Raw genomic sequence first — 20,668 nt, 5'->3', positions numbered from 1 at the left:
GCCCCTCGCCTTTGGCGAGATGGCCGCTTGCAGCCCTTTGCCCCGAAAGACAGTGCCGCCAGCGTGACACTGGCGGCACTGTTCAGAGGGCCCGTGGCCGGAGGGCAGACAGCGGCGCTATACGCAAACTGATCGCTTACGCCCGCGTGGCCGACAGATGGCGATCACGGAAATAGGCCAGAAGTTCCACTAGCACGAGCAGAAGCATAGACAGCCCCACCAGCGGAAAGAAGATCCCGGCGGCAATCGCCATGACCAACAGGGTACGTGGAATGCGCCAGTCTGCCGGGACCTGCGGCACGCCGAGCGCACCGGAGGGGCGGCGCTTCCACCACATCGTGGCGGCCGAGACGCAGAGCCCGACCATGGCGGCGCAGGCCAGCACCAGAACCAGCTGGTTCAGCAGCCCCCATTCCTGGCCCATGTGGACGCTGATCCCCCACTCGGCCCAGCGACCGAGCGTGCCGAGATCTTCGAGCCCTGCGTCGTAAAGCACCTCACCGGAGTAGCGATCAAGATGGATGACCCGTTCGTAGGTGATGTCATCGGGGTAGACCGACGCGGTGAAGACCCCGGTCGGCCCGCTCGGGAAGGTGACGGCATAGCCCGGCACGATGCCCAGACGCTCCACCGTTGCGACCGCGTCATCGAGGACCGGAAGCGAGACCGCATCACCCTCGGGGATCGCCGCCGCACCTGCCCCGTGGCCGGCGTGTGCATTGCCTCTGTCGGACATCGGAATGGGCTGCTGCTCCATGATCCAGGGGGCACGGTCGACAACGTCCTTGGTGGGCACACCCGAGAGCGGTTTGTCCGACCAGTAGCCGTCAGGCATGCCGAGGCCCAAAGCATAGGCCGTGTCGTAGAATTTCCCGCCCCAGACGCCGGACCATGGCAGGCCCGTCATGGCGAGGAAAATGATGAAACCACCGGTGTAGATCCCGGTGACCGCATGCAGGTCGCGCCACCAGGGGCGGCCCTTGCGGGCCTTGATCCGCACCGTGCCGACCTTGCGCCCGCGCGGCAGCCACAAGAAGACGCCGCTGGCAACCAGCAGGACCATCCAGCCGGCGGCGGCCTCGATCAGGCGATTGCCGAACCAGCCGATGTACTCCAGAGAATGCAGCTTGCGCACCACGTACATGGCCGGGCTTCCCGCCGCGCCGCCATCCCACAGGGTGCCCAGAACGCGCCCGTCGGCAGGATCGACGTAGACCGTGTTGCGCATCCCCGCGTCGTCAACGATGTCGATCTCGGCGCTGCGGTCCGCTGCCGGGGCCGGCGTGTAGGCCTTGACCGTTCCGGGATGCGCTTCGAGGGCTGCGGCGACGATGCCGGAGGGTGGCAGGCTCTCGGTCCGCGCGTCGGTGAAGCGCAGGTCCGCATGTGCAACGTTGTTGATCTCGTCCTTGAAGAGATAGACGCCGCCGGTGACGGCGAGAATGAGGACGAAGGGCAGGACGATGAGCCCCGCGATGAAGTGCCAGCGCCAGACAGCGCGATAGAGCGCGGAACTGGCCGCGCGGTTTGAAGTGTCAGTCATGTGAACATTCCAACTGTCCCGTCAGCGACGGGCATGAAGCAGGCAGCACCCCGCGAAACAGGGTGCGGTGGATCAGGTCTGGGTCAGACGATCCGGGGCGGTGCCCGCGTGGAATGATTGATGTTGCGGCCCTGGGCCGCGCGATGCAGTGCCTCGCCCTGCCGCCAGAGGTCGTGCGGCGCGAAGGCCAGCTCCAGGGTCGGCGCGGTCAGCTCGGGGGCTTGCGGCGTGGCGTGACAGAAGGGGCAACGGTGCTCGTGCGTGCCGTGTCCGTCGTGATCGGCACAGAGGTCGCCCTCTCCGAATGTCATGACAAAGATCGCGCGCTCCCGGTCGCCCTGCTCCGGCGCCATCAGCATCGCCGAGACAACGCTCGTGAGCGCAAGGCACAGGCCAAGCACAAGGACGCAGATCAGGGGCACGCGGGTCGACATGGCGCGGCTTATGCCACCCTGCCCGTCCGTGGGAAAGATGGAAAAGAAACTTGGCGCCGATCCGCGATTTGCCGCGAGGACAAAAAAACCGCTTGCGAGTTTGTAACGTTATACAATAACACACGGGGCAGCCGATAGGCCCATGAATTTTCCCTCGCAAGTCAGTGGCTTGACGGGGATGGCCCCTTGCGGCCGACAGCAATGACGAAACGAAAACTCGGCGCAGACCTCCCGCCCGCCGTGGCGGGAGGCGTGGCTCTTTGCGCCTGAAAGAAAGGGTTCGAGATGCAAGATCACAGGCTTCCGGTTACGGTATTGTCCGGCTTTCTGGGCGCGGGAAAGACCACGTTGCTCAACCGTGTCCTGAACAATCGCAACGGTCGCCGGGTGGCGGTGATCGTCAACGACATGTCCGAGGTCAACATCGACGCCGACCTCGTGCGCGCCGACACGCAGCTCAGCCGCACCGACGAGACGCTGGTCGAAATGTCGAACGGTTGCATCTGCTGCACGCTGCGTGATGACCTGCTGGCCGAGGTGGCGCGCCTGGCCTCCGAAGGGCGGTTTGACAGCCTGGTGATCGAATCCACCGGCGTGTCCGAGCCGCTGCCTGTGGCGGCGACCTTTGAGTTCCGTGACGAGACCGGCCACAGCCTGTCCGATGTGGCGCGGCTGGACACGATGGTGACCGTGGTCGATGCGGTGAACCTTTTGCGCGATTTCTCCAGCCATGATTTCCTGGCGGATCGCGGAGAGACGGCGGGGGACGGTGATGAACGCACCCTCGTGCATCTGCTCACCGACCAGATCGAATTCGCCGATGTGGTGGTGCTGAACAAGGTGACCGATGCCGGGCCTGACCGCGTCGATGCCGCGCGCAAGATCATCCGCGCGCTGAACGCCGATGCAAGGATCATCGAGGCGGATCATTCGGACGTGCCTGCGGAGGCCGTGTTGGACACCGGGCTTTTCGATTTCGAGCGTGCCCATGAGCATCCGATGTGGGCCAAGGAGCTCTACGGTTTCGCGGATCACACGCCGGAAACCGAAGAGTACGGCGTCACCAGCCACGTCTATCGCGCCCGCGCGCCTTTCGTGCCGGAGCGTATCATGGCGGTCCTGCAGGGCGACCTGCCCGGCGTGATCCGCGCCAAGGGGCATTTCTGGATCGCCACGCGCCCCGATTGGGTGGCGGAGTTCTCGTTGGCCGGGGCGCTGTCGGGCGTGACGCCGCTTGGGACCTGGTGGGCCTCTGTGCCGGAGGCGCGACGTCCGCAACATGACAGCGCGCAGGCCTATATGGCCGCGCACTGGCAGGAGCCGTGGGGCGACCGGCGGCAGGAACTGGTGTTTATCGGCGCGGGCATCGACTGGCCCGATTTGGAGCGGCGGCTGGACGCCTGTCTGCTGCCCGGTGCGACCGGACCCGACGATCTGCCGGACCTGCCCGACCCCTTCCCGCTCTGGCGCCGTGCCGAGGAGGCCGCGTGATGCTGGACCTGCCAAGGATCGCGACGGCGATGAACGCCAGCCCCGACCCGCGGGTGTTGCTCACACTCGGGGCGGAGGGCGTATCGCTGGCGTTGTGGCAGCGCGGGTTGCCCGATGGACTGGCGGCCTGGCTGGACGGTTTGCCACTGGAACAGCTGCCACGGATGCGGCGGACGCTTCCGAGCGCGAAGGTCGCAGACGCGGTGCGCGCGGCCTGCCGCGAGGCGGGTGCGACGGCGTGTGCGGATGCCCTGGCCGAAGAGGTGGCAACCATCGCCCGGCAGGCGACCATGGCGCTCGCCGCGCCGATGCTGGAGGTGCGCCTGTCCGTCAGCGCGGGCCAGCCCTGCCCGAAGTGGCACGTGGATGCGGTTCCGGGCCGCGTGCTGTGTACCCTGCGCGGGCCGGGCACGGAGTTCGGGCCGATGGACGCGGACGGCGGCGCGCAGTCGGTGCATCAGATGGCCCGCGGCAGCGTCGGGGCCTTTCGCGGCGCGCTTTGGCCGGGGGCGGGCCTGGCGGGGATCGTGCATCGTTCACCGCCCGCGACGGACGGCGCACCGCGCCTTTTGCTGGTGATCGACCCGGTGGACGATTTGGGGGCGTGCTGATGGATCGCGCCTCGAACCTTGGGGAGGTCCGCCAGCGCCGACGCCGCCGCAACGGTGACCCGATGCGGGCCTACGACGCGCTGCCTGCGCCGCTGCGCCGCTGGATGGCAGAGGCCGCGCTGCCTTGGTCACCGGCTTCCTGTCGCCGCATCTGGACCCGCGCCAGACAGCGCGGCGAGACCGTGGACACCGTGCTCGACCGCCTGACCCGTGCCGAGGCCGCCTGCCTCGCCCGCGAAACCCTGCCGCGCGGGCTGTCCGGCCACGCGCACTCCCAACACTGACATCAATGACCCAGAGGACTGAATGAAACACCTCCCCCTCACAGCTGCGCTGCTAGGCGCGGCTCCCTTTGCCCCGCTCCCCGCCCTTGCGCAGGACGACACGCTGAACGTCGCCGCACAATACGAGATAAAGGGGCCGGAAGCCTCGACCTCCGGCTTCGTCTTCACCCGCATGGGGCTGGCCGAGACGCTGGTCAACGCCGACCCTGACGGCAGGCTGACCCCGGGACTGGCGACAGACTGGTCGTCTTCGGAGGACGGCCTGAACTGGACCTTCACGCTGCGCGAGGACGTTGCCTTCCACGATGGCACCGCCATGGATGCCGCCGCCGTGGTCAACGCGCTGGAGATCGCGCGCGCCAAGCCCGGCCCGCTGAGCGGTCTGCCGATCACCGGAATCACCGCTGCGGATGACGCGGTGGGGATCACCCTGTCCGAGCCGATGGCGGCGCTGCCTGCCTATCTGGCGGAGTTCCGCGCGCAGATCCTTGCGCCCGCGTCCTACGCCGAGGACGGCAGCGGCGTCGCGATCATCGGCACGGGGCCCTACATGGTTACCTCGATGGACGCGCCGCTCAGCCTTGATGCCACGGCGTTCGACGCCTATTGGGGCACGGCTGCGCACATCCCGAACGTGGCCTATTCCGGCGTCAGCCGGGTCGAGACCCGCGCGCTCATGGCCGAGTCCGGTGATGCGGATTTCGTCTTTGGCCTTGATCCGGCATCGGTCGCGCGGCTCGGCATGGTCGATGGGGTCGAGGTCCTGTCGACCGCCATTCCGCGCACTCTTCTGATCAAGGTTAACGCGGGCCACCCCTTCTTGTCCGATCCGCGGGCGCGACGGGCGCTGAGCCAGGCCATCGACCGGGAAGGCATTGCCAAGGCTGTGCTGCGTTACCCCGAGGGCGCCGACCAGCTGTTCCCGCCATCGCTGGCGGGCTGGCATGACGACGACGCCGCACCGCTGACGTATGACGTCGACGCGGCCAAGTCGACACTGGCGGACCTCGGCTGGACGCCCGGCCCGGACGGCATTCTGACCCGCGACGGCGAACGGTTTGCGTTGACCCTCACCACCTATCCCGACCGCCCCGAGCTGCCGCTGGTGGCCTCTGTGCTTGAGCAACAGTTCCGCGTCCTCGGCGTCGACGTGACGATCAACTCCACCAATTCCTCGGCCATTCCCGCGGGGCATCAGGACGGCTCTCTCGACCTTGCGCTGATCGCGCGGAATTTCTCGTTGATCCCCGATCCCATCGGCACCGTGCGGTCGGACTATGTCGGCAACGGCGACTGGGGTGCGATGAACTGGAAAAACGAGGCGTTTGCCACGCTGGTCGCCCATATCGCGCGCGACGGTGGTGCGCCGGCCGACAAGGCCAAGGCCGCGGCGATCCTGCAAGACGAGCTGCCGGTGATCCCCATCGCCTGGTATCGCCAGACGCTGGCGGTGTCGACCGCCGTCGAAGGCGCGATCATCGACCCGTTTGAACGCAGCTTTGGTCTGCAGGACCTGCGGTGGGCAGAATGAAAGCGCTGACATCACGTCTGGTTCAGGCGATTGTGGTGGCCGTCCTGATCGGGACCGCGACCTTTGTCATGATGCGCAGCCTGCCGGGGGATGCCGCCTGGCGCATCGCCGCCGGTCGCTATGGCTATGACAATGTCGATGCCGCCGCCGCCGAGGCGGTGCGCAGCGAGCTGGGCCTTGATGGCCCCGCCCTGCCCGCGCTGCTGCAATGGCTGGGCGATTTGCTGACGCTGGACTTCGGCACCTCGCTGGTGAGTGGCCAGCCGGTGATGCAGGAGATCGCGCATCAGCTGGGCGCCTCTGCCGCGCTGGCCGGGATCGCGCTGTTGCTGTCGGTGCTGATCGGGCCGCCATTGGGGATCCTTGCGGGGCTGCGTCCGGGGGGCGTGCTGGATCGGTGCCTGTTGGTCGTTTCAACCGGGCTGAAGGCGGTGCCGCAGTTCCTGCTGGCCCTGATCCTGATCGTGCTCCTGGCGGTACAGCTGCGCCTTCTGCCCGCCGCCGGACATGGCGAGGCGCGCCATTTCATCCTGCCGAGCCTGACGCTCGCGCTGGGTCTGGCCGCCGTGAACGCCCGCATCGCGCGGGACGCCATGGCGCGGATCGCGGACATGCCGTTCTGGCGGTTCGCCGAATGGAAGGGGTTGTCGCGCCGCGAGGTGCTGATGCGGCACGGGCTGCGCAACGTCTCTGTGCCGCTGCTGACCTACCTCGGGCTGCAATTCGTGACCCTGGTCGAAGGCGTCGTGGTCATCGAAGCGATCTTTGGCTGGCCGGGGATCGGTCATGCGCTGGTGCATGCGATCTTTTCCCGCGACGTGCCCATGGTGCAGGGCACTGCGCTGGTGCTGGGGCTGGGCTTCGTGCTCGTCAACACCTGTATCGACCTGATCGTGCGGCGCATCGACCCGCGCGGAGAAACGGAGGCAAGGGCATGAGCACCGCTGAACTCTATACACAACCCGCCCGCTTGCCCGTGGCGCGCAGCCTTGGCGCGGCGCTGGTGATCCTCGTCGCGGCGGTCGCCCTGATCGGGCCGCTTCTGATCCCCGGGGACCCGCTGGCGCAATCCTTGCTCAAGGCGCTCTCCGGCCCCGAAGCCACGGCGCCGCTGGGCTATGACCACTTGGGCCGCTCGGTTTTTCATCGGCTGTGCGCGGCGCTGATGCTGTCGCCGCTGATCGCGCTCGCAGCGGTGCTGACGGCCGGTGCGGCGGGGCTGATCCTCGGCACGCTGTCCGCCGCGATGGGCGGATGGGTCGACACGGCCCTGACCACCCTAGCGGATGCGTTGCTGGCGCTGCCCGGCCTGCTGCTGGTGCTGATCGTGCTGGCCATGGTGCCGGGCACGGCGACGGGCTTCTGGATCGGCCTGTCGCTGGTGCTTTGGGTCGAATTCTACCGCCTGACCCGCGCCGCCACGCGCGAGGTGCTGGTGTCGCCGTCGGTCGAGGCGGCGCGCCTGCTGGGGTTTCGCGCGCCGTATATCTTCCGCACCCATGTCTGGCCGGAGATCGCGCCGCTGATGCTGACCACAGCTGCCTTTGGCATCGCCACCGCCATCATGGCCATCGCGGCGCTCGGATTTGTCCATGTCGGGATGCGCGCGCCGACGCCGGAACTGGGGCTGATGATGGTCGAACTTCTGCCCTACTGGCGCGAAGCTCCGCTGGCGCTGCTGTCGCCGGTGATCGCCACCTTTGCCCTGCTTCTGGGCCTTACCCTTTTGGCCGGGAGCCGTGAAACATGAGCCTTCTGACTGCAACTGACATCACCGTCCGGGATGGTGCGCAAACCCTGCTGGAGCCGCTGTCGCTGACCGTGACCCCCGGCGAGCCGCTGATCATTCTGGGCGAAACCGGATCGGGCAAAAGCCTGATGGCGCAGGCGATCATGGGCACGCTGCCCGCTGGATTGCAGGCGCAGGGTGAAGTGCGGATCGGCGCGCACACCTTGACCGCCAGTGAGCCACGCCGCTTTCGCGGCCTCTGGGGGCGGGAGATCAGCGTGCTTCCGCAGGAGCCGTGGCTATCGCTCGATCCCTTGATGCGCGCCGGGGCGCAAGTCACCGAGGCACATCGGCTGGTGCGCGGCCTGTCTGCTGCGGATGCAAACGCGCGGGCGTCGGCGGACCTTTGGCAGTTGGGGCTGACAGCCGCGGCACGGCACTACCCGCACCAGCTGTCGGGCGGCATGGCGCAACGCGTGGCCATCGCGGCTGCGCGCGCCGGTGGTGCGGGCATCGTCATCGCCGACGAGCCGACCAAGGGGCTGGACGCCGCGCGTCGCGACGATGTGGCGGACCTGCTGCTTTCAGAGATGGGCGAGGACGGCGGCCTGCTGGTCATCACGCACGATCTGGCGCTGGCGCGGCGCATGGGCGGTCAGATGATCGTCCTGCGCCAAGGCAAGGTGGTCGAAACCGGCGCGACCGAAACGGTCATGAGCGCCGCTCGCGAGGCATACACCCGAGCCCTCCTTGCCGCCGATCCCGAAAGCTGGACGCGTCGTGCGCCAACCCGGCGAGACGGCCCGCCGGTCGTGGACGTGCACGGCCTGTCGGTCGCGCGCGGCGGGCGAGAGCTGTTCTCCGGGGTGGGCTTTGACGTGGCGGCGGGCGGTGTCTTCGGCATCACCGGGCCCTCTGGTTGCGGCAAGTCCACGCTGGGCGATGCGGTGCTGGGGCTGGTCGCGCCCGCCGCCGGGACCGTCACGCGGCGCGCCGACATTGGGCCGCACGGCTTTCAGAAGTTGTATCAGGACCCCGTCGCGGCCTTTCCACGCAAGCGCAGGCTTGGGGAAACCCTGAACGACGTGGCACGCATGACCGGGGAGAGCGCGCGCATATCGCCACTATTGGAGCAGCTTGGCCTGTCGCCCGCGCTGTTGGAGCGGCGTCCCGGCGCGGTTTCTGGCGGGGAGCTGCAGCGGTTGTCGATCCTCAGGGCGCTTCTGCGGCGGCCCGCCCTGATCTTTGCCGATGAGCCGACCTCGCGCCTCGACCCGATCACGCAAGCCAGGGTGATCGGGATGCTGGGCGAGATCGCCATGACCGAGGGCACCGCGATCCTGCTCGTGAGCCACGACGCGGCACTGGTGCGCAATACGGCGGACGCCGTGCTACCGCTGGGAAAGACTGTTTTGCGTGAACCGCAACCCGACGCCGCGTCGGTCGCAACAGCGCCTCATTGACCGCATAGGCCCTGCATGAAGGGTCGTGACCAGTCCCGTCAGGCCATGCGGTCTGGCGGGATTTTCATTGCGCTGGGTTATCAGGGCGCGGGGACCACCGCGTTCATCGGGGGCGCCAACGGACACGTTCTCCGGCTTCTCTCGGATCAGCGCCTTTTGTCACCGCGACAAGGACGCCTGAAGAGGACCTCTCCGCGCCTGCCCCGGTGGCGGGCATGTGCGGCACCGCCACGAACTGGACGCAACTGGCCGACGCGGAGGGCGCTTTCGGCGGACAAGATCGCCACCTACCGCTGAGCAGCCTCTGCCAGCATCGTGATCGCCGCGCGCATTGCGGACAGGAAATCTCCCTCTGCGGGACGGTTCGCCAACGGCGCAAAGACGGTGGAGGCAATGCCCATCTCCTGCGCGCGGTCCATGGCCCCGGCCGGCGGCGCGGCCTCCCAGAGCAGAAGCGTCGCGCCTTTGGCCTCGCTCAACTCGGACAGCTCGGTCCATTGTGCGTCGGTCGGCATGGCGCCGGCCTCCCACTCCAGCGCGGCGATCTCCAGCCCGTAGGCGCGCGCGAGGTAATGGTATCGCGGATGGGTGGCGAGGATGGTCTGGCCTTTCAGTCCGGCAAGTGCGCTGCGGGCCTGCGCGTCCAGCGCCGCGAGGTCGGATTGCAACGCGGGCAGCGTGTCCGCCAGCGTATCGGCAAGCTCGGGGATGCGGCGCTCCATCATGGTGGCCAGCGCATCAGACTGCTGTGCGGCCTGTGCAAAGTCGAGCCACGTGTAGCTTGCGGTGCCCTCGTGGGAATGCTCCCCGTCCGCGCCGTGGCTGTGGGTCACGGATTGCGTCGCGATATAGGCATCGGAAAAGCCCGCCGAGGTGTCGACGATCCGCGAGCGCGGCAGGGAACTGCGCGCAGTCCAGGGCGCAAAGCCCGCGCCGTTCAGCGCGATGACGTCCGCCTGCTGAATCGCGGCGATGTCCGACAGGCCGGGTCGCCAAAGCGACGGATCCTGCCCCTCTGGCACCGGGAAAAGAACGTCCACCGCGCCGCCGCCCAGCCGCTCCGCCATCCAGGCCAGCGGATAGTTCACGGTTGCCACGACGTGGCGGTCCTGTGCGGAGGCAGCGGAGGCCGCCAGCGCGGCAGCAAGGCAGAGGCGTTTCAGCATCAGTTGGTCTCACCGTTATTCTGGCCGTAAGCGATATCGTCGGGCGTCAGCATCCAGTAGTCGGAATGGCCTTCGCTGACATCGACCTCGATCATCAGGCCGCTGTCCGCCGCGCCGTCTGGCAGGTCGAAGCGGGTCATCCCCTCGGCCCCGATGTCCAGCGTCATCAGCAGAACGTTCCCGGCATCCAGCACGCGCACCTCTCCCTCGGTCGGGACACGGCCCGAGGAAAAGGTGGACTCGACGGTCACGGTATCCCCGGCAACAGATGCAAAGACCCGCAGGTCATGTGCCGCAGCCGGGAGGGCTGCGACCATGGCGAACGCTATGGCAAGCGGGCGGATCACTGCGTGGTCCACGGCTCGAAGTGGATCCAGATCACGGCGCCGAGTTCATGCGCCTTGTCCTCGCCCTCGTGCTGCATCGGTGCCTCGGCGGTGTTCAGCGCGGCAAAGCCCCACCATCCGTCTGTCGGCGCGGCATAGGTAAAGACGCCATCGGCGTCGGCCTTCACCGTCTGGGTGATCATCAGGTCGGAGGGCGCGGTGGCGCTGCCATCCTCGTTGTAATATTCGACTTCGACCTCGGCATAAGGCACAGCCTCGCCGTCGAGCTTCACGATGCCCTGAAACACGTTGCCGTCCCACAGCGCGAAGGGCTTGGACAGCGGCACGATCTCTGTCTTCAGGCCCAGTTCCGTGTCCCAGCCCTCGTCATCGCCGTAGGCCGACACGTAGGTCTTGGTGAAATGGGTGATGAAGGCGTCTTCCTCCGGCTCCCAGTAGGGCTGCGGCTCCATGGCAAAGACGTAGGTGCCGGGGCGTTCCATCCGGTACTCGGTGGCGAAGGCGGCGTGGTCCATCACCTGCGCCTCGGTCAGCGTGTCGAGCAGATCGGTTGTTTCGCCCTCGTGGGTGACGGAGAAGGCAACCGGCTTTTCCAGTTCCATGCCGACGCCCTCGAAAGGATGCGAGAACGACAGGGTCAGATCGACGGTGCGCCCGTCCTCCTGTCCCGGCATGTTGTCCGAAGGGATGATCATGCCGTAATGCGCCGAGGCGGTGGTGGCAGAGGCCAGCAGGGCGGCGGCGGTCAGGAAGGTTTTCATGAAGGGCTCCGTTCTGGGGTTTGCGAATTTAGAAGGCCAGCAGCCAGGCGACGAGTTGATCGCCATTCGCGTTTACGACGAGGACGATACCTGCCGCCAACACCATGGCACAACTCAGAAGTATTGCGATCTCTGCGGTGGCCAGTCGCAGGATCGTGAACCGCCCCGCGCCAAGGCGACGGGCGGTCAGCATTTCGGGGGCACGCAGGCTCCATGCGAGGAAAAGCGACAGGCCGATGGCGCCCAATGCGGCAATGCCGATGATGACCGTTACCGCGTCGAGCAGCGCCGCGATGCGAAAGATGCGATCCACCAGCCCTGCGATGACCTCGGACGGGTCAGTCAACTGCACCGGGTTCTCCGGATCGAGGTAGCGGCCCCGCAGGATCGTGCCGGAGCGGGTGTCGTAGGGCGCGACGATCACGGCGGACAGCGGGTAGTCGCGGGCAGCGCCGTGGAAATGAAAGCTGTCGATGTTCTCCGGCGTGATGCGCTGGAATTCCGTGATGGCGGCGTTGGCGGTGACGTTGCCGTCGGCATCCGCCGTGACCACGTCGTCATGGCCGTGGCCGATGCCCGCGATCACCCAGGCCGTTTTCACATCGGTGAACACCGCCTCGTCGTCGGGGGTGCCGGTCGGTTCGAGAACGCCGGTGATCTGCAGCTCCAGCGGGTAGACCCCGTCGAGATCAAACAGGTTCTCGGGCGCAGAGACCACCGTATCGCCGGGCCCGAGCGCCAGCCGCTTCGCCACGTCCGCGCCCAGCACCGCCTCCCCGAGGATGGCCATCTGCCGCCCCTCGGCCAGGGTCAGCCCGCGAAAGTCGAAGTAATCCAGCGAGGTGCCGACAATCCGCGCGCCATTCGTCTGGAAGGCCGTGTTGAGCGGGATTGGCAGGCCAAGACCACTGTCCCAGACGGCATCCTCGGCGGCGCGGGTGATCGGCTGCGCGCGGTCCTCGGAGAAATAGACCGCCCCCATCACAAGATCGAGCTGGCTGCCACGCGCGCCCAGCACCAGCGGCGTCGCCTCGGCCCGGCGCGTCAGGGCCTCTTCGGACCCGCGCAGCAGAGTCTGGGTCACCATCGGCACGGCAAGGATCAGCGCGCCCACAAGGATCAGCACAAGACTGCGCGCCCAGGTCCAGCGCAGGTGGGCGAAGGCGAGGAAAAGAGCGTTCAAGAGGTCTGCTCCGCTGGTTGGCGCAGGGTGGCGAAGTCGATCACCCGATCAAAGCGCGGCAGCAGATCGTGGTCGTGCGTCACGGCCAGCACGGTTGCCCCCTGTTCGGCGGCACGGGCAAAGAGCACGTCGAGGATGACTTCCTTGGTCTCGGGGTCGAGGTTGCCGGTCGCCTCATCGGCGAGGATCAGCCCCGGCTGCGTTATCAATGCGCGGCAGATGGCAACGCGCTGCTGTTCACCACCTGACAGCGCGTTCGGATGGCTTTTCAGGCGATGCGCGATGCCGCAGGCCTCGGCCAGTGCCTGCGCCCGGTTGCGGACATCGCGATCGAGCGTCAGGCCAAGGCCGACGCGATAAGGGTACAGGATATTCTCGAAGGCGTTCAGGTAATCGACCAGCGCGAAGGTCTGGAAGATGAAGCCGATCTGCGCCGCGCGAAACCGCCTGCGCCCGCCGTCATCCAGCGCGGTCAGATCTTGGTCCGCCACCTTCAAGGCGCCGGTGTCCGGCTGTGCGAGCCCGGCAACAAGGTTCAGCAGCGTGGTCTTGCCCGTGCCGCTGGGTCCGATGATGCCGACGTGCTCGCCCTTGGCGACGTCGAGCGCAGGCACGTTCAGAGCAAACCCGGCGCGCGGGTAGGCAAAGGTCAGGTCGCGTGCGTGGATCAACTCTCCTGCTCCGGTGGGTCGACCGGGGAGGTGTTGCCCGGCGCATCGGCGTTGCGCTCCAGCGTGCCAGCATCCGTGCGGTCCACGTCCGTCAGATCGAAGCCCGCGATCTTCCAGCGCCCATCCGCCACGGCGAACCGCAGATCCGCTGCGTAGGCGTTGCCGCGCATGTGCATGTGTTCGGCGTGACCCACGACCCCCAGCACCCGCCAGCGGGCCGAGATGTTCACTGTCTCGCCGGACGGTCGCGCGCTCATCCCCAACAGCGACACTTCGTGGATTTCCTGATCGGGGTTCAGGCCGCCCCCGGCCATTGCGCCCACCCGTTCGAGGTAGAGCTGCTCCAGCGCGTCCCCCGTGGCGACCTCGGCCAGCTTGTCGTAGATCGCGGCTTCCTCCGTCTCTCCGAAGGCGGTGTAGACATCGGCGAGGATGCCCGGCAGCAGCAGCGGGCTGTTCTGCGAGAATTCCTGCCGAGACATGGAGTCGGAACTGCTTACGTCGGACGTGCTGGACACAAGATAGGGCCAGGCCCCGACGCCCAGCCCGGTCAGAACCAACGCCCCCGCGATGGTGTTTCGAATGATGTCGCGCATGAGCCCTCTTCCCGTCCCGTCAGAGTGTAGAGCCCATGGGATCATGCGCAAGGTGTCTCCAACGCGCGGGCTTGGTCTGGGGTTGCAGAAAGACCGCCAAGCCGGATCGTGCCACACGCCCGGCAAACCGGTTTCGTTCTGTCGGCGGGGCGCGGTCAATCGTAGGGGCTGCCTTTTCCACGTCATGCGCGTTTGCATTGCTTTGCTCAGGTCGCCCTGCCCCCACACATCGCATGGGATGGTCCAAAGACCGCTTTCAAGGCTGTCCGGCCATTGTCTCCTGTTGGTTTGGGTGATGGGAACGGTCTTGCGGCCAGCACACGACCGGAAATCCGCGCGCCGTTCCGCCAGAAAGATTCGCGCACCCGGGCGAGAAAGCCCACCTCAGAGACGGCACCGACCGCGGCTCGCTTCAGTGACCCAATGTGTGGCCGCTTGCAGACCAACGCATGGCGAGCATGGCTGAGATTGTCTTCGTTCCGCGCGAGCAGGCAGGCGTTTCAAACTGATGTAAAGACACTCGCTTGACATCAAATGGCGGTTGAACAATGGTGCGCGCATATAACCGGGGGTGCTCCGAGCGGAGCTGAGATGCGCGACATGCGTGAACCCTTCACAGCTGATCTGGATAATGCCAGCGGAGCGAGGTGCTACCATGTTCATAGGCGCGCAAGTGTCACTTTATCCGATGACATCCGATTTCGTGGACGTCATCACCACCGGGCTGGACGCCCTGTCCCCCTATAAATCCGACCTGAGGATCGAGACCGACGACATGTCGACGCTCATGGTCGGCGCACCCGGACCGCTGTTCGACGCGATCCGGGACCTGTTTTCCGCCGCAGCCAAGCGGCCCGAACATGTGACCATGCACGTGACCCTGTCGCGCGGTTGCCCCGGTGAGCCGGATGACCCGAATTGCCGGTGCGACACGCTTGCGCGCGCGCAGGACCAGTCCTTGGCCGAGCGGCAGACACTGGCGGCGCACGCCGTCAAGGACGCGCCCGATATGGGTGTCGGGATAGATGTGCAATTCTCGCTCTATGTCATGGGCGCGGGTGGCCATATGGACGAAATCTATGGCTGCATCGACTTCCTGAAGGACAGCGGCACGTTCCTGCGGTCCAAGAATTTCTGCACGCGGTTGCGCGGTGATGCGGGCGCGGTCTTCGAAACGCTGCGCCAGGCCTTTCTGCGGTTCGGCCCGGCGGAAGGCCATGTGACCATCGACCTGACAGCCTCGGCCAACAGCCCCAGCCTCGGCTGAGCGGGCTGCCACACGCGGGCATCATGCGCCCGCGACAGGCTTGTCATGAAGTATCTTGGTCAGATCCTACCGGCCCTCGTGGTCATCTGCGTCTTTCTTGGCGGCTGGGAAGGCTATGTCGCGCTGACGGATGCCTCGTCGCTTGTGTTGCCCGCCCCGAGCGACGTCGTGAATGGGCTGTTGGTCGAGCGGTCCGCGATCGCGCGGCACGCGGCGGCCACATTGGGTGTCGCGGGCGTGGGCTTTGCCCTGTCGGTGCTGTTCGCTTTCGCCGTCTCCATCGTGCTTCACTTCTCGGGCTGGCTGCGCCGGGGGCTGCTGCCGCTTCTGGTCGCCAGCCAGACCGTGCCGATCGTCGCCCTTGCCCCGCTGATGGTGCTTTGGTTCGGCTTCGGCCTGCTGCCCAAGGTGCTGCTGGTGATCCTTGTCACCTTCTTTCCGATGGTGGTCAGCCTTGTCGCCGGCTACGCGAGCCTGCCGCGTCCGTTTCGCGATCAGCTGGTCTCCATGGGTGCGACACCGTGGACAGTCTATCGCCGGGCCACGCTGCCCTCGGCACGGGGGCATTTCTTTTCCGGGCTCAGGATTTCGGCGACCTATGCCATCGTTGCCACGATCTTTGCCGAATATGCCGGCGCGCGGCAGGGGCTCGGCATCTACATCCTGTCGGCAAAGAACAATTTCCGGGCGGATCTTGTGCTGTCGGCGGTGTTGGTGTCGGCCTGTCTCACGCTTGCGCTTCTGGCGATCATCCACGGGATCGAACGGGCCACGGGCCGCCGGTACCGGAGGAACGCGCATGCTTGAACTGCAAGGTCTTACGGTGTGTGCCGGGTCAGAACCGCTGGTCGAGGATGTGTCGCTCGACCTTGTCGAGGGCAGCCTGACGTGTCTGATCGGCCCATCAGGCTGCGGCAAGAGTTCGGTGATCAAATGGCTTGCCGGCGTTCTGGCGCCGGAATTGCAAACCAAAGGTGACCTGCATCTGGACGGCCAGACCGTCGAGATGCCGCATGACGCCATCGCATATCAGCCGCAGCAGGACACGCTTTTCCCGTGGCTCACGATTTGCGAGAACGCGCGCCTTGGGTTGGAAATCAGGGGGATGGCGCAACGCACGGCGCGTGACCGGGTGCGGCGTCTGTTTCCGGCGTTCGGGCTGGACGGCCATGAGGACAGCTTTCCCGACCAGCTGTCCGGCGGGATGCGCCAAAGGGCGGCCTTTCTGCGGACCATCGTTCAGGACGCCCGCATTCTGTTGCTGGACGAACCGTTTTCGGCGCTGGATGCGGTGACACGGTTACAGATGCAGGACTGGCTGATCGACCGACTGGCCGAACGCCCGCGGGCCGTCCTGATGGTGACCCACGACCTCTACGAGGCCACGCAAATGGCCGACCGCATTCTCGTCATGGCCGGCGGTCCCGGCCGCATCATCGCCGACATTGCCATTTCCACCCCGCGCGCAGACCGCAGCGAGGCCACGCTGGCCGACATCCGTTCGACCCTGAAATCCATGCTCTTGAAGGAAACCCCATGAAAATCATGACGCTGAGCCTTTTGCCATGTCTCGTGGCCTCGATGGCCCAGGCCGAGGACGTCACCATCGCGCTGGACTGGACCCTGAACACGAACCACATCGGTCTGGTTGTCGCGCGCGAGAAAGGATATTTCGCGGACGCCGGACTGCAGGTCGATATCCTGCCCTACTCCGACACCGCATCGACCGCGTTGCTTGCCGCCGGTGCGGTGGATTTCGCCTACATGACCGCACTCGGGTTCATGAGCGCCAAGGCCGGCGGCGCGGACATCACCGCGCTTTGGGTCACGATGCAGCGCGAGGCCGGGCGGCTGGTCTATGACAGCAACAACGCCGACATCACCCGCCCCGCCGATCTGGAAGGCAAGACCTATGCCGGGTTCGGGAGCGCCTGGGAGGATGCGCTGATCTCGACAATGATCGAAAACGATGGCGGCACAGCCGACTACGACACCGTGACGCTGGGCACGGGCGCCTACGAAGCGCTGGCCACAGGCGCTGTGGATTTCACATTGGAGGTGGCCACCTGGGAAGGGGTGAACAGCGATCTTCTCGGGCGCGATCAGTCGCATTTCATCTATTCGGATTACGGCGTGCCCGAACCCCAGGGCGGCTATATCGGGAGCCGGACTGCAATGCTCGAGAGCGACCCAGAAACGGTCGATGCCTTCATGAAAGCCACCGCAAAGGGCTACACCTGGGCCGCCGAACATCCACAGGCCGCGGCAGAAATCCTGATTGCCGCCGGAGATTTTCCCAACGCAGATCTCGTTCGCGGTTCGATGCGGGTGATCGACGAGGGCAATTATCTGACCGACGGCTCGAACTCAGTGGGCCGGATCGACGAGGCGCGACTGACGACGATGGCGCGTTTCCTCTACGATAGCGGTGTGTTGCGCGGGACCGATGGGGCGCCTCTCGTCTGGCCCGGCACCGTATCGGACTGGTTCGATCAAGGCTGGATGGCTGAGTGAGCGTGCGACAGTAACGCCGGGGAACAAACGGGAACAGTGATCACGGTGTTCTGTTTCCGCGATTGGCATCGGCAGCACCTGTACGTCATTCATGACGCGGCGGGGACGGAGTGGCCGCGTTTGGCCCCTGCCCTCGTCGTTTGCCGTACAACGACGCATGGGGTGATGTTGTTGAAAATCTCTTTGCTTGGTTGAGCACGGGCTTCTCGTTCCGTCGGATTATGGGGGTCTTGCAAGGTTGGCGATGCCTCGAAGGCAGAAGGTTCATGATCGGTTGTTCCAAGAGCGCGACCTCGCGATGCTCAGTCCTGCCGGTCATCCTCTCCGGGGCCTTGATAGCCTCCCTGAATGGCTTTCACGAAGAGATGCGCGTTATCTAAAGCGACACTGAGCGCCCCTCGATCAATCCCGGCCCCCTGATCCGAATGCTGATCCGTCTGACGTCAGCACCGCTTCTGAGCGCCAGCTTCGGACTTGGTTCAGAATTCGGACCAAGAGCCATTTGCTACCTTTTTCTCCGCAACTGCGCTGCTATCGTCGTGTCTTTGCGGAGTTTGAGAAAAGGCCTTCATGGTTTCTGAAGGGCCAGTCTCTGCCGGACCCTCCGAGGGCTTTGATACCTTGGAAGCCCCCGGCACCACTGCCTGACGGGGACTATCGACAGCGCGCAAGTTGAAACGGCCAACTTGGCTTTCGAGAGAGGTCGCCTCGTGCTGAAGGGTTGCGGCTGCGGCAGATGTTTCCTCAACCATAGCCGCATTGTGTTGCGTAACCTGGTCAAGATGTGTGGCCGCGACGTTGATTTCCCCCAAGCCAACGGACTGTTCCTCTGCACCTGACGCGATGTCTGACATCTCGTCCGCAACCTGGGCGACGCGCTTGACGATATCTGTGAGGGACGCCCCCGCCCGGTTGACCAACTCAACGCCATTGGCCACCTGCGCTGAACTGGAATCGATCAAGCGCCTGATATCATTTGCGGATTCTGAAGATCTCTGTGCGAGGCTCAGAACGTCAGACGCGACAACAGCGAAACCGCGCCCGACCTCGCCGGCGCGCGCGGCCTCGACACCAGCATTCAGCGCCAAGAGATTTGTCTGAAACGCGATGTCTTCGATGACGTTGATGATTTGCGTGATCGCTTCAGAGGACTTCTCGATTTCAGACATGGCAGTGACGGCATCTCGGACGATCTCGCCCGAGTTTTCGGCCGTCTTGCGCGCTTCGGACATGTCGTGTTCGGCATTCGCAGCGGTCTTCGCAGCGGCTTTCACCGACGTTGTCATTTGATCCAAAGCAGCCACCGTTTGTTCCAGAGTGGCTGCCTGGCTTTCTGTCCGTCGTGCCAGTTCATCTGACCCAATGCTGATTTCGTCAGACCGCGAGCGTATTGCCACGATGCTTTCGGATAGATTTGCCATAATGTCATTGAGTGTGGTGACGGTCAGGTTGAAATCTTCGCGCAGTGCGTCATACGATCCTGAAAACTCGGTCTCGATTGTCTGCGACAGGTCGCCCTTTGCAAGTCCCTGCAAGCCTTTGGCCAGCGTCTCGACCACCCGCGCCTGCTCTTCTTGCTGGCGCTCCTGTTCCTGCTCCAGCCCTTCTTTCTCGAGCAGGCGTACGCGCAAGGCCTCTACCGAAGCGGCCATGGTCCCGACATCGTCACGGCCGTCCGTTCCGCGCACCTCCTCTGCATACCGTCCTGCGGCAAGCTTGTTGATCGAAACCAGCATAACTCCGAGAGGCCGCCCGACCAGCGCGCGCGCCGTGAAGTAGATCGTACAAAGCGACATGATCAGAATCAAAAGCCCGCCCGAGATAGCTTCAAAGACAGCATTATGAACAGGCGTGGAAAATACGGCTTCTGGAACATCCAAAATCGTTGCCCAGGTCGTATTCATCCCCGGGGCCGTGAAGGGGTACACCAACCGTGTTGCGCCGTCCGGCAGCCCCTTGATCACCTGGGGCGTGCCATTCGTCAGTGCAGCGTTGACCACGTCCGATCCAACGTCGGCATAAGGTTGCGTCAGGTTGGCCTCGTCTGGATTTGCCAGCCACTTCCCCTCGCTGTCCACGAGCATGACGCGTCCGCCGTCAAATGTTTCAAGCGTGGCGAGCATCGTGGTCAGGTCTGTCAAAACGATATCCACACCTGCGACGCCAACCGTTTGTCCATCGACGATAACGGGGACCGAGGCAGACGTGAGAAGACGCCCTTCATCTGACAGGTATGGCTCTGTAATCAATCCTTCTTCCGTATCCACCGGCACAGAAAACCATTGCGAGGTGGGGTCGACGCTGAAAGTCGAGAATTCCAGGCCGCCTTGTTCGGACTTTGTCCAGTAAGGTGTGAAGAGACCGTCAGCATTCCGTCCCTCGGAGCCGGTGAGATAGGCATCGGTTGCTCCGTTGGGCAATCCGGCCATCCACGCAGAAAAAACGATTTCGTACTGCATCGGAACACCGCGCAACATCTCGATCATGTTCGCGGTCGTGGCATTCCCGGTAGACATGTAGCCGGCCAGCGTCCCGCTGATCGCGGCGCCGGCAGAGGTTGCTTCGGTAATTTGTACAGCAACGGTTTGCGCAATTTCCCCGGCTTTTTCAGTCGCGAGTGTCATGACTTGGCGATCAGCCTGGTGTGATGCACTCCATCCGCTGTAGCTGATGTAGCCGGCCAAGATGAGTGTTATCGAGATACCGGTCGCGACGACCATTTTGCCGGTGACAGTCTTGAAGAAATTAGTCATGATTGAGCGCTCTCCCTGCTCCGACATTCTCCTGTTCGGTATCAGCGGGAGCTTGCAAAACTGTTAGGATTCCGGCTCTGGCCAAACATAAACCACAGCATTTTATGTAAATTCGGGGTGATTAGCGGCTTATTTAACAGACGCGGAAAGCCGTTATCTGTGCCATCTCTTGCCCTGCAACCCTGCCCTCCATGTGTAATGGTAGGCTTGCGGGCGTTCCATGCGCCTTCTCCCTCACCTTGAATGCCCGGCAGCGCTCAGGCACGACTGGCTCCCGTTCGCCGGCTGACGCGTTCCCCGCGTGGTCGCCTGATCCGGCTGACG

20 protein-coding genes and 1 riboswitch are annotated in these 20,668 nt (G+C 65.1%); of the genes, 11 read left to right on the top strand and 9 right to left on the bottom strand.

Going from position 1 to position 20,668, the window contains the following annotated elements; genetic code table 11:
- Nucleotides 1–136: 136 nt before the first annotated feature.
- Together J4E08_RS02125 and J4E08_RS02120 are read right to left on the bottom strand one after the other, a co-directional pair.
- Nucleotides 137–1,543: a PepSY-associated TM helix domain-containing protein gene (locus J4E08_RS02125; protein ID WP_349537099.1), complete on the bottom strand. Its 1,407-nt coding sequence runs from the start codon at nucleotides 1,541–1,543 to the stop codon at nucleotides 137–139.
- A gap of 83 nt (nucleotides 1,544–1,626) precedes the next feature.
- Nucleotides 1,627–1,977, bottom strand: coding sequence for a hypothetical protein (locus J4E08_RS02120; RefSeq protein WP_349537098.1), 351 nt, complete (start codon nucleotides 1,975–1,977; stop codon nucleotides 1,627–1,629).
- Between the two features lie 285 nt (nucleotides 1,978–2,262).
- On the opposite strand from J4E08_RS02120, the gene J4E08_RS02115 reads away from it, so the two are divergent.
- Genes J4E08_RS02115 through J4E08_RS02085 form a run of 7 tightly spaced genes read left to right on the top strand, consistent with a single transcriptional unit; the run spans nucleotide 2,263 to nucleotide 9,086 of the window.
- Nucleotides 2,263–3,468, top strand: a complete 1,206-nt coding sequence (locus J4E08_RS02115; protein ID WP_349537097.1) for a GTP-binding protein — start codon at nucleotides 2,263–2,265, stop codon at nucleotides 3,466–3,468.
- On the top strand, nucleotides 3,468–4,079 hold the full coding sequence (locus J4E08_RS02110) for a DUF1826 domain-containing protein (protein WP_349537096.1): 612 nt from the start codon (nucleotides 3,468–3,470) through the stop codon (nucleotides 4,077–4,079). The genes J4E08_RS02115 and J4E08_RS02110 overlap by 1 nt, the downstream gene beginning before the upstream one ends.
- Complete coding sequence (locus J4E08_RS02105; protein ID WP_183964150.1) at nucleotides 4,079–4,363, top strand: DUF6525 family protein; 285 nt, start codon at nucleotides 4,079–4,081, stop codon at nucleotides 4,361–4,363. Before J4E08_RS02110 ends, J4E08_RS02105 begins: the two co-directional genes overlap by 1 nt.
- A 22-nt stretch (nucleotides 4,364–4,385) precedes the next feature.
- Nucleotides 4,386–5,894 carry an ABC transporter substrate-binding protein gene (locus J4E08_RS02100; protein ID WP_349537095.1) on the top strand — a complete coding sequence of 503 codons (1,509 nt, stop codon included), beginning with the start codon at nucleotides 4,386–4,388 and terminating at the stop codon, nucleotides 5,892–5,894.
- The gene (locus J4E08_RS02095; RefSeq protein WP_349537094.1) at nucleotides 5,891–6,832 is read left to right on the top strand and encodes an ABC transporter permease; all 942 of its coding nucleotides are present in this window, start codon (nucleotides 5,891–5,893) and stop codon (nucleotides 6,830–6,832) included. The genes J4E08_RS02100 and J4E08_RS02095 overlap by 4 nt, the downstream gene beginning before the upstream one ends.
- Complete coding sequence (locus J4E08_RS02090) at nucleotides 6,829–7,644, top strand: ABC transporter permease (protein ID WP_349537093.1); 816 nt, start codon at nucleotides 6,829–6,831, stop codon at nucleotides 7,642–7,644. The genes J4E08_RS02095 and J4E08_RS02090 overlap by 4 nt, the downstream gene beginning before the upstream one ends.
- Nucleotides 7,641–9,086, top strand: coding sequence for an ABC transporter ATP-binding protein (locus J4E08_RS02085; protein ID WP_349537091.1), 1,446 nt, complete (start codon nucleotides 7,641–7,643; stop codon nucleotides 9,084–9,086). Before J4E08_RS02090 ends, J4E08_RS02085 begins: the two co-directional genes overlap by 4 nt.
- A 287-nt stretch (nucleotides 9,087–9,373) precedes the next feature.
- On the opposite strand, the gene J4E08_RS02080 is transcribed toward J4E08_RS02085, so the two are convergent.
- Genes J4E08_RS02080 through J4E08_RS02055 form a run of 6 tightly spaced genes read right to left on the bottom strand, consistent with a single transcriptional unit; the run spans nucleotide 9,374 to nucleotide 13,810 of the window.
- Nucleotides 9,374–10,252, bottom strand: a complete 879-nt coding sequence (locus tag J4E08_RS02080; RefSeq protein ID WP_349537090.1) for a metal ABC transporter substrate-binding protein — start codon at nucleotides 10,250–10,252, stop codon at nucleotides 9,374–9,376.
- Nucleotides 10,252–10,569, bottom strand: a complete 318-nt coding sequence (locus tag J4E08_RS02075; RefSeq protein ID WP_349537089.1) for a hypothetical protein — start codon at nucleotides 10,567–10,569, stop codon at nucleotides 10,252–10,254. Before J4E08_RS02075 ends, J4E08_RS02080 begins: the two co-directional genes overlap by 1 nt.
- 26 nt (nucleotides 10,570–10,595) lie before the next feature.
- Nucleotides 10,596–11,360, bottom strand: a complete 765-nt coding sequence (locus J4E08_RS02070; RefSeq protein ID WP_349537088.1) for a DUF4198 domain-containing protein — start codon at nucleotides 11,358–11,360, stop codon at nucleotides 10,596–10,598.
- Between the two features lie 28 nt (nucleotides 11,361–11,388).
- The gene (locus tag J4E08_RS02065) at nucleotides 11,389–12,543 is read right to left on the bottom strand and encodes an ABC transporter permease (protein WP_349537087.1); all 1,155 of its coding nucleotides are present in this window, start codon (nucleotides 12,541–12,543) and stop codon (nucleotides 11,389–11,391) included.
- Complete coding sequence (locus J4E08_RS02060) at nucleotides 12,540–13,214, bottom strand: ABC transporter ATP-binding protein (RefSeq protein ID WP_349537086.1); 675 nt, start codon at nucleotides 13,212–13,214, stop codon at nucleotides 12,540–12,542. The genes J4E08_RS02065 and J4E08_RS02060 overlap by 4 nt, the downstream gene beginning before the upstream one ends.
- Complete coding sequence (locus tag J4E08_RS02055; RefSeq protein WP_349537085.1) at nucleotides 13,211–13,810, bottom strand: hypothetical protein; 600 nt, start codon at nucleotides 13,808–13,810, stop codon at nucleotides 13,211–13,213. Before J4E08_RS02055 ends, J4E08_RS02060 begins: the two co-directional genes overlap by 4 nt.
- A gap of 557 nt (nucleotides 13,811–14,367) precedes the next feature.
- Nucleotides 14,368–14,473, top strand: a riboswitch (TPP riboswitch).
- Between J4E08_RS02055 and J4E08_RS02050 the strand changes: the two genes are divergently transcribed.
- From J4E08_RS02050 to J4E08_RS02035, 4 genes are all read left to right on the top strand, one after another.
- Nucleotides 14,466–15,077, top strand: coding sequence for a YkoF family thiamine/hydroxymethylpyrimidine-binding protein (locus J4E08_RS02050; protein ID WP_183964129.1), 612 nt, complete (start codon nucleotides 14,466–14,468; stop codon nucleotides 15,075–15,077). Its footprint overlaps the riboswitch before it by 8 nt.
- 45 nt (nucleotides 15,078–15,122) lie before the next feature.
- On the top strand, nucleotides 15,123–15,884 hold the full coding sequence (locus tag J4E08_RS02045) for an ABC transporter permease (protein WP_349537084.1): 762 nt from the start codon (nucleotides 15,123–15,125) through the stop codon (nucleotides 15,882–15,884).
- Nucleotides 15,877–16,617, top strand: coding sequence for an ABC transporter ATP-binding protein (locus tag J4E08_RS02040; protein ID WP_349537083.1), 741 nt, complete (start codon nucleotides 15,877–15,879; stop codon nucleotides 16,615–16,617). The genes J4E08_RS02045 and J4E08_RS02040 overlap by 8 nt, the downstream gene beginning before the upstream one ends.
- Nucleotides 16,614–17,591: an ABC transporter substrate-binding protein gene (locus tag J4E08_RS02035; protein WP_349537082.1), complete on the top strand. Its 978-nt coding sequence runs from the start codon at nucleotides 16,614–16,616 to the stop codon at nucleotides 17,589–17,591. Before J4E08_RS02040 ends, J4E08_RS02035 begins: the two co-directional genes overlap by 4 nt.
- A gap of 479 nt (nucleotides 17,592–18,070) precedes the next feature.
- Here J4E08_RS02035 and J4E08_RS02030 read toward each other — a convergent pair whose 3' ends face one another.
- On the bottom strand, nucleotides 18,071–20,344 hold the full coding sequence (locus J4E08_RS02030; RefSeq protein WP_349537081.1) for a methyl-accepting chemotaxis protein: 2,274 nt from the start codon (nucleotides 20,342–20,344) through the stop codon (nucleotides 18,071–18,073).
- Nucleotides 20,345–20,668 lie beyond the last annotated feature (324 nt).

Source organism: Sagittula sp. NFXS13 (assembly GCF_040148795.1).
Lineage (GTDB): Bacteria > Pseudomonadota > Alphaproteobacteria > Rhodobacterales > Rhodobacteraceae > Sagittula > Sagittula marina.
Note: the sequence above shows the minus strand (reverse complement) of the source record. Positions and strands in the feature narration are given on the sequence as shown.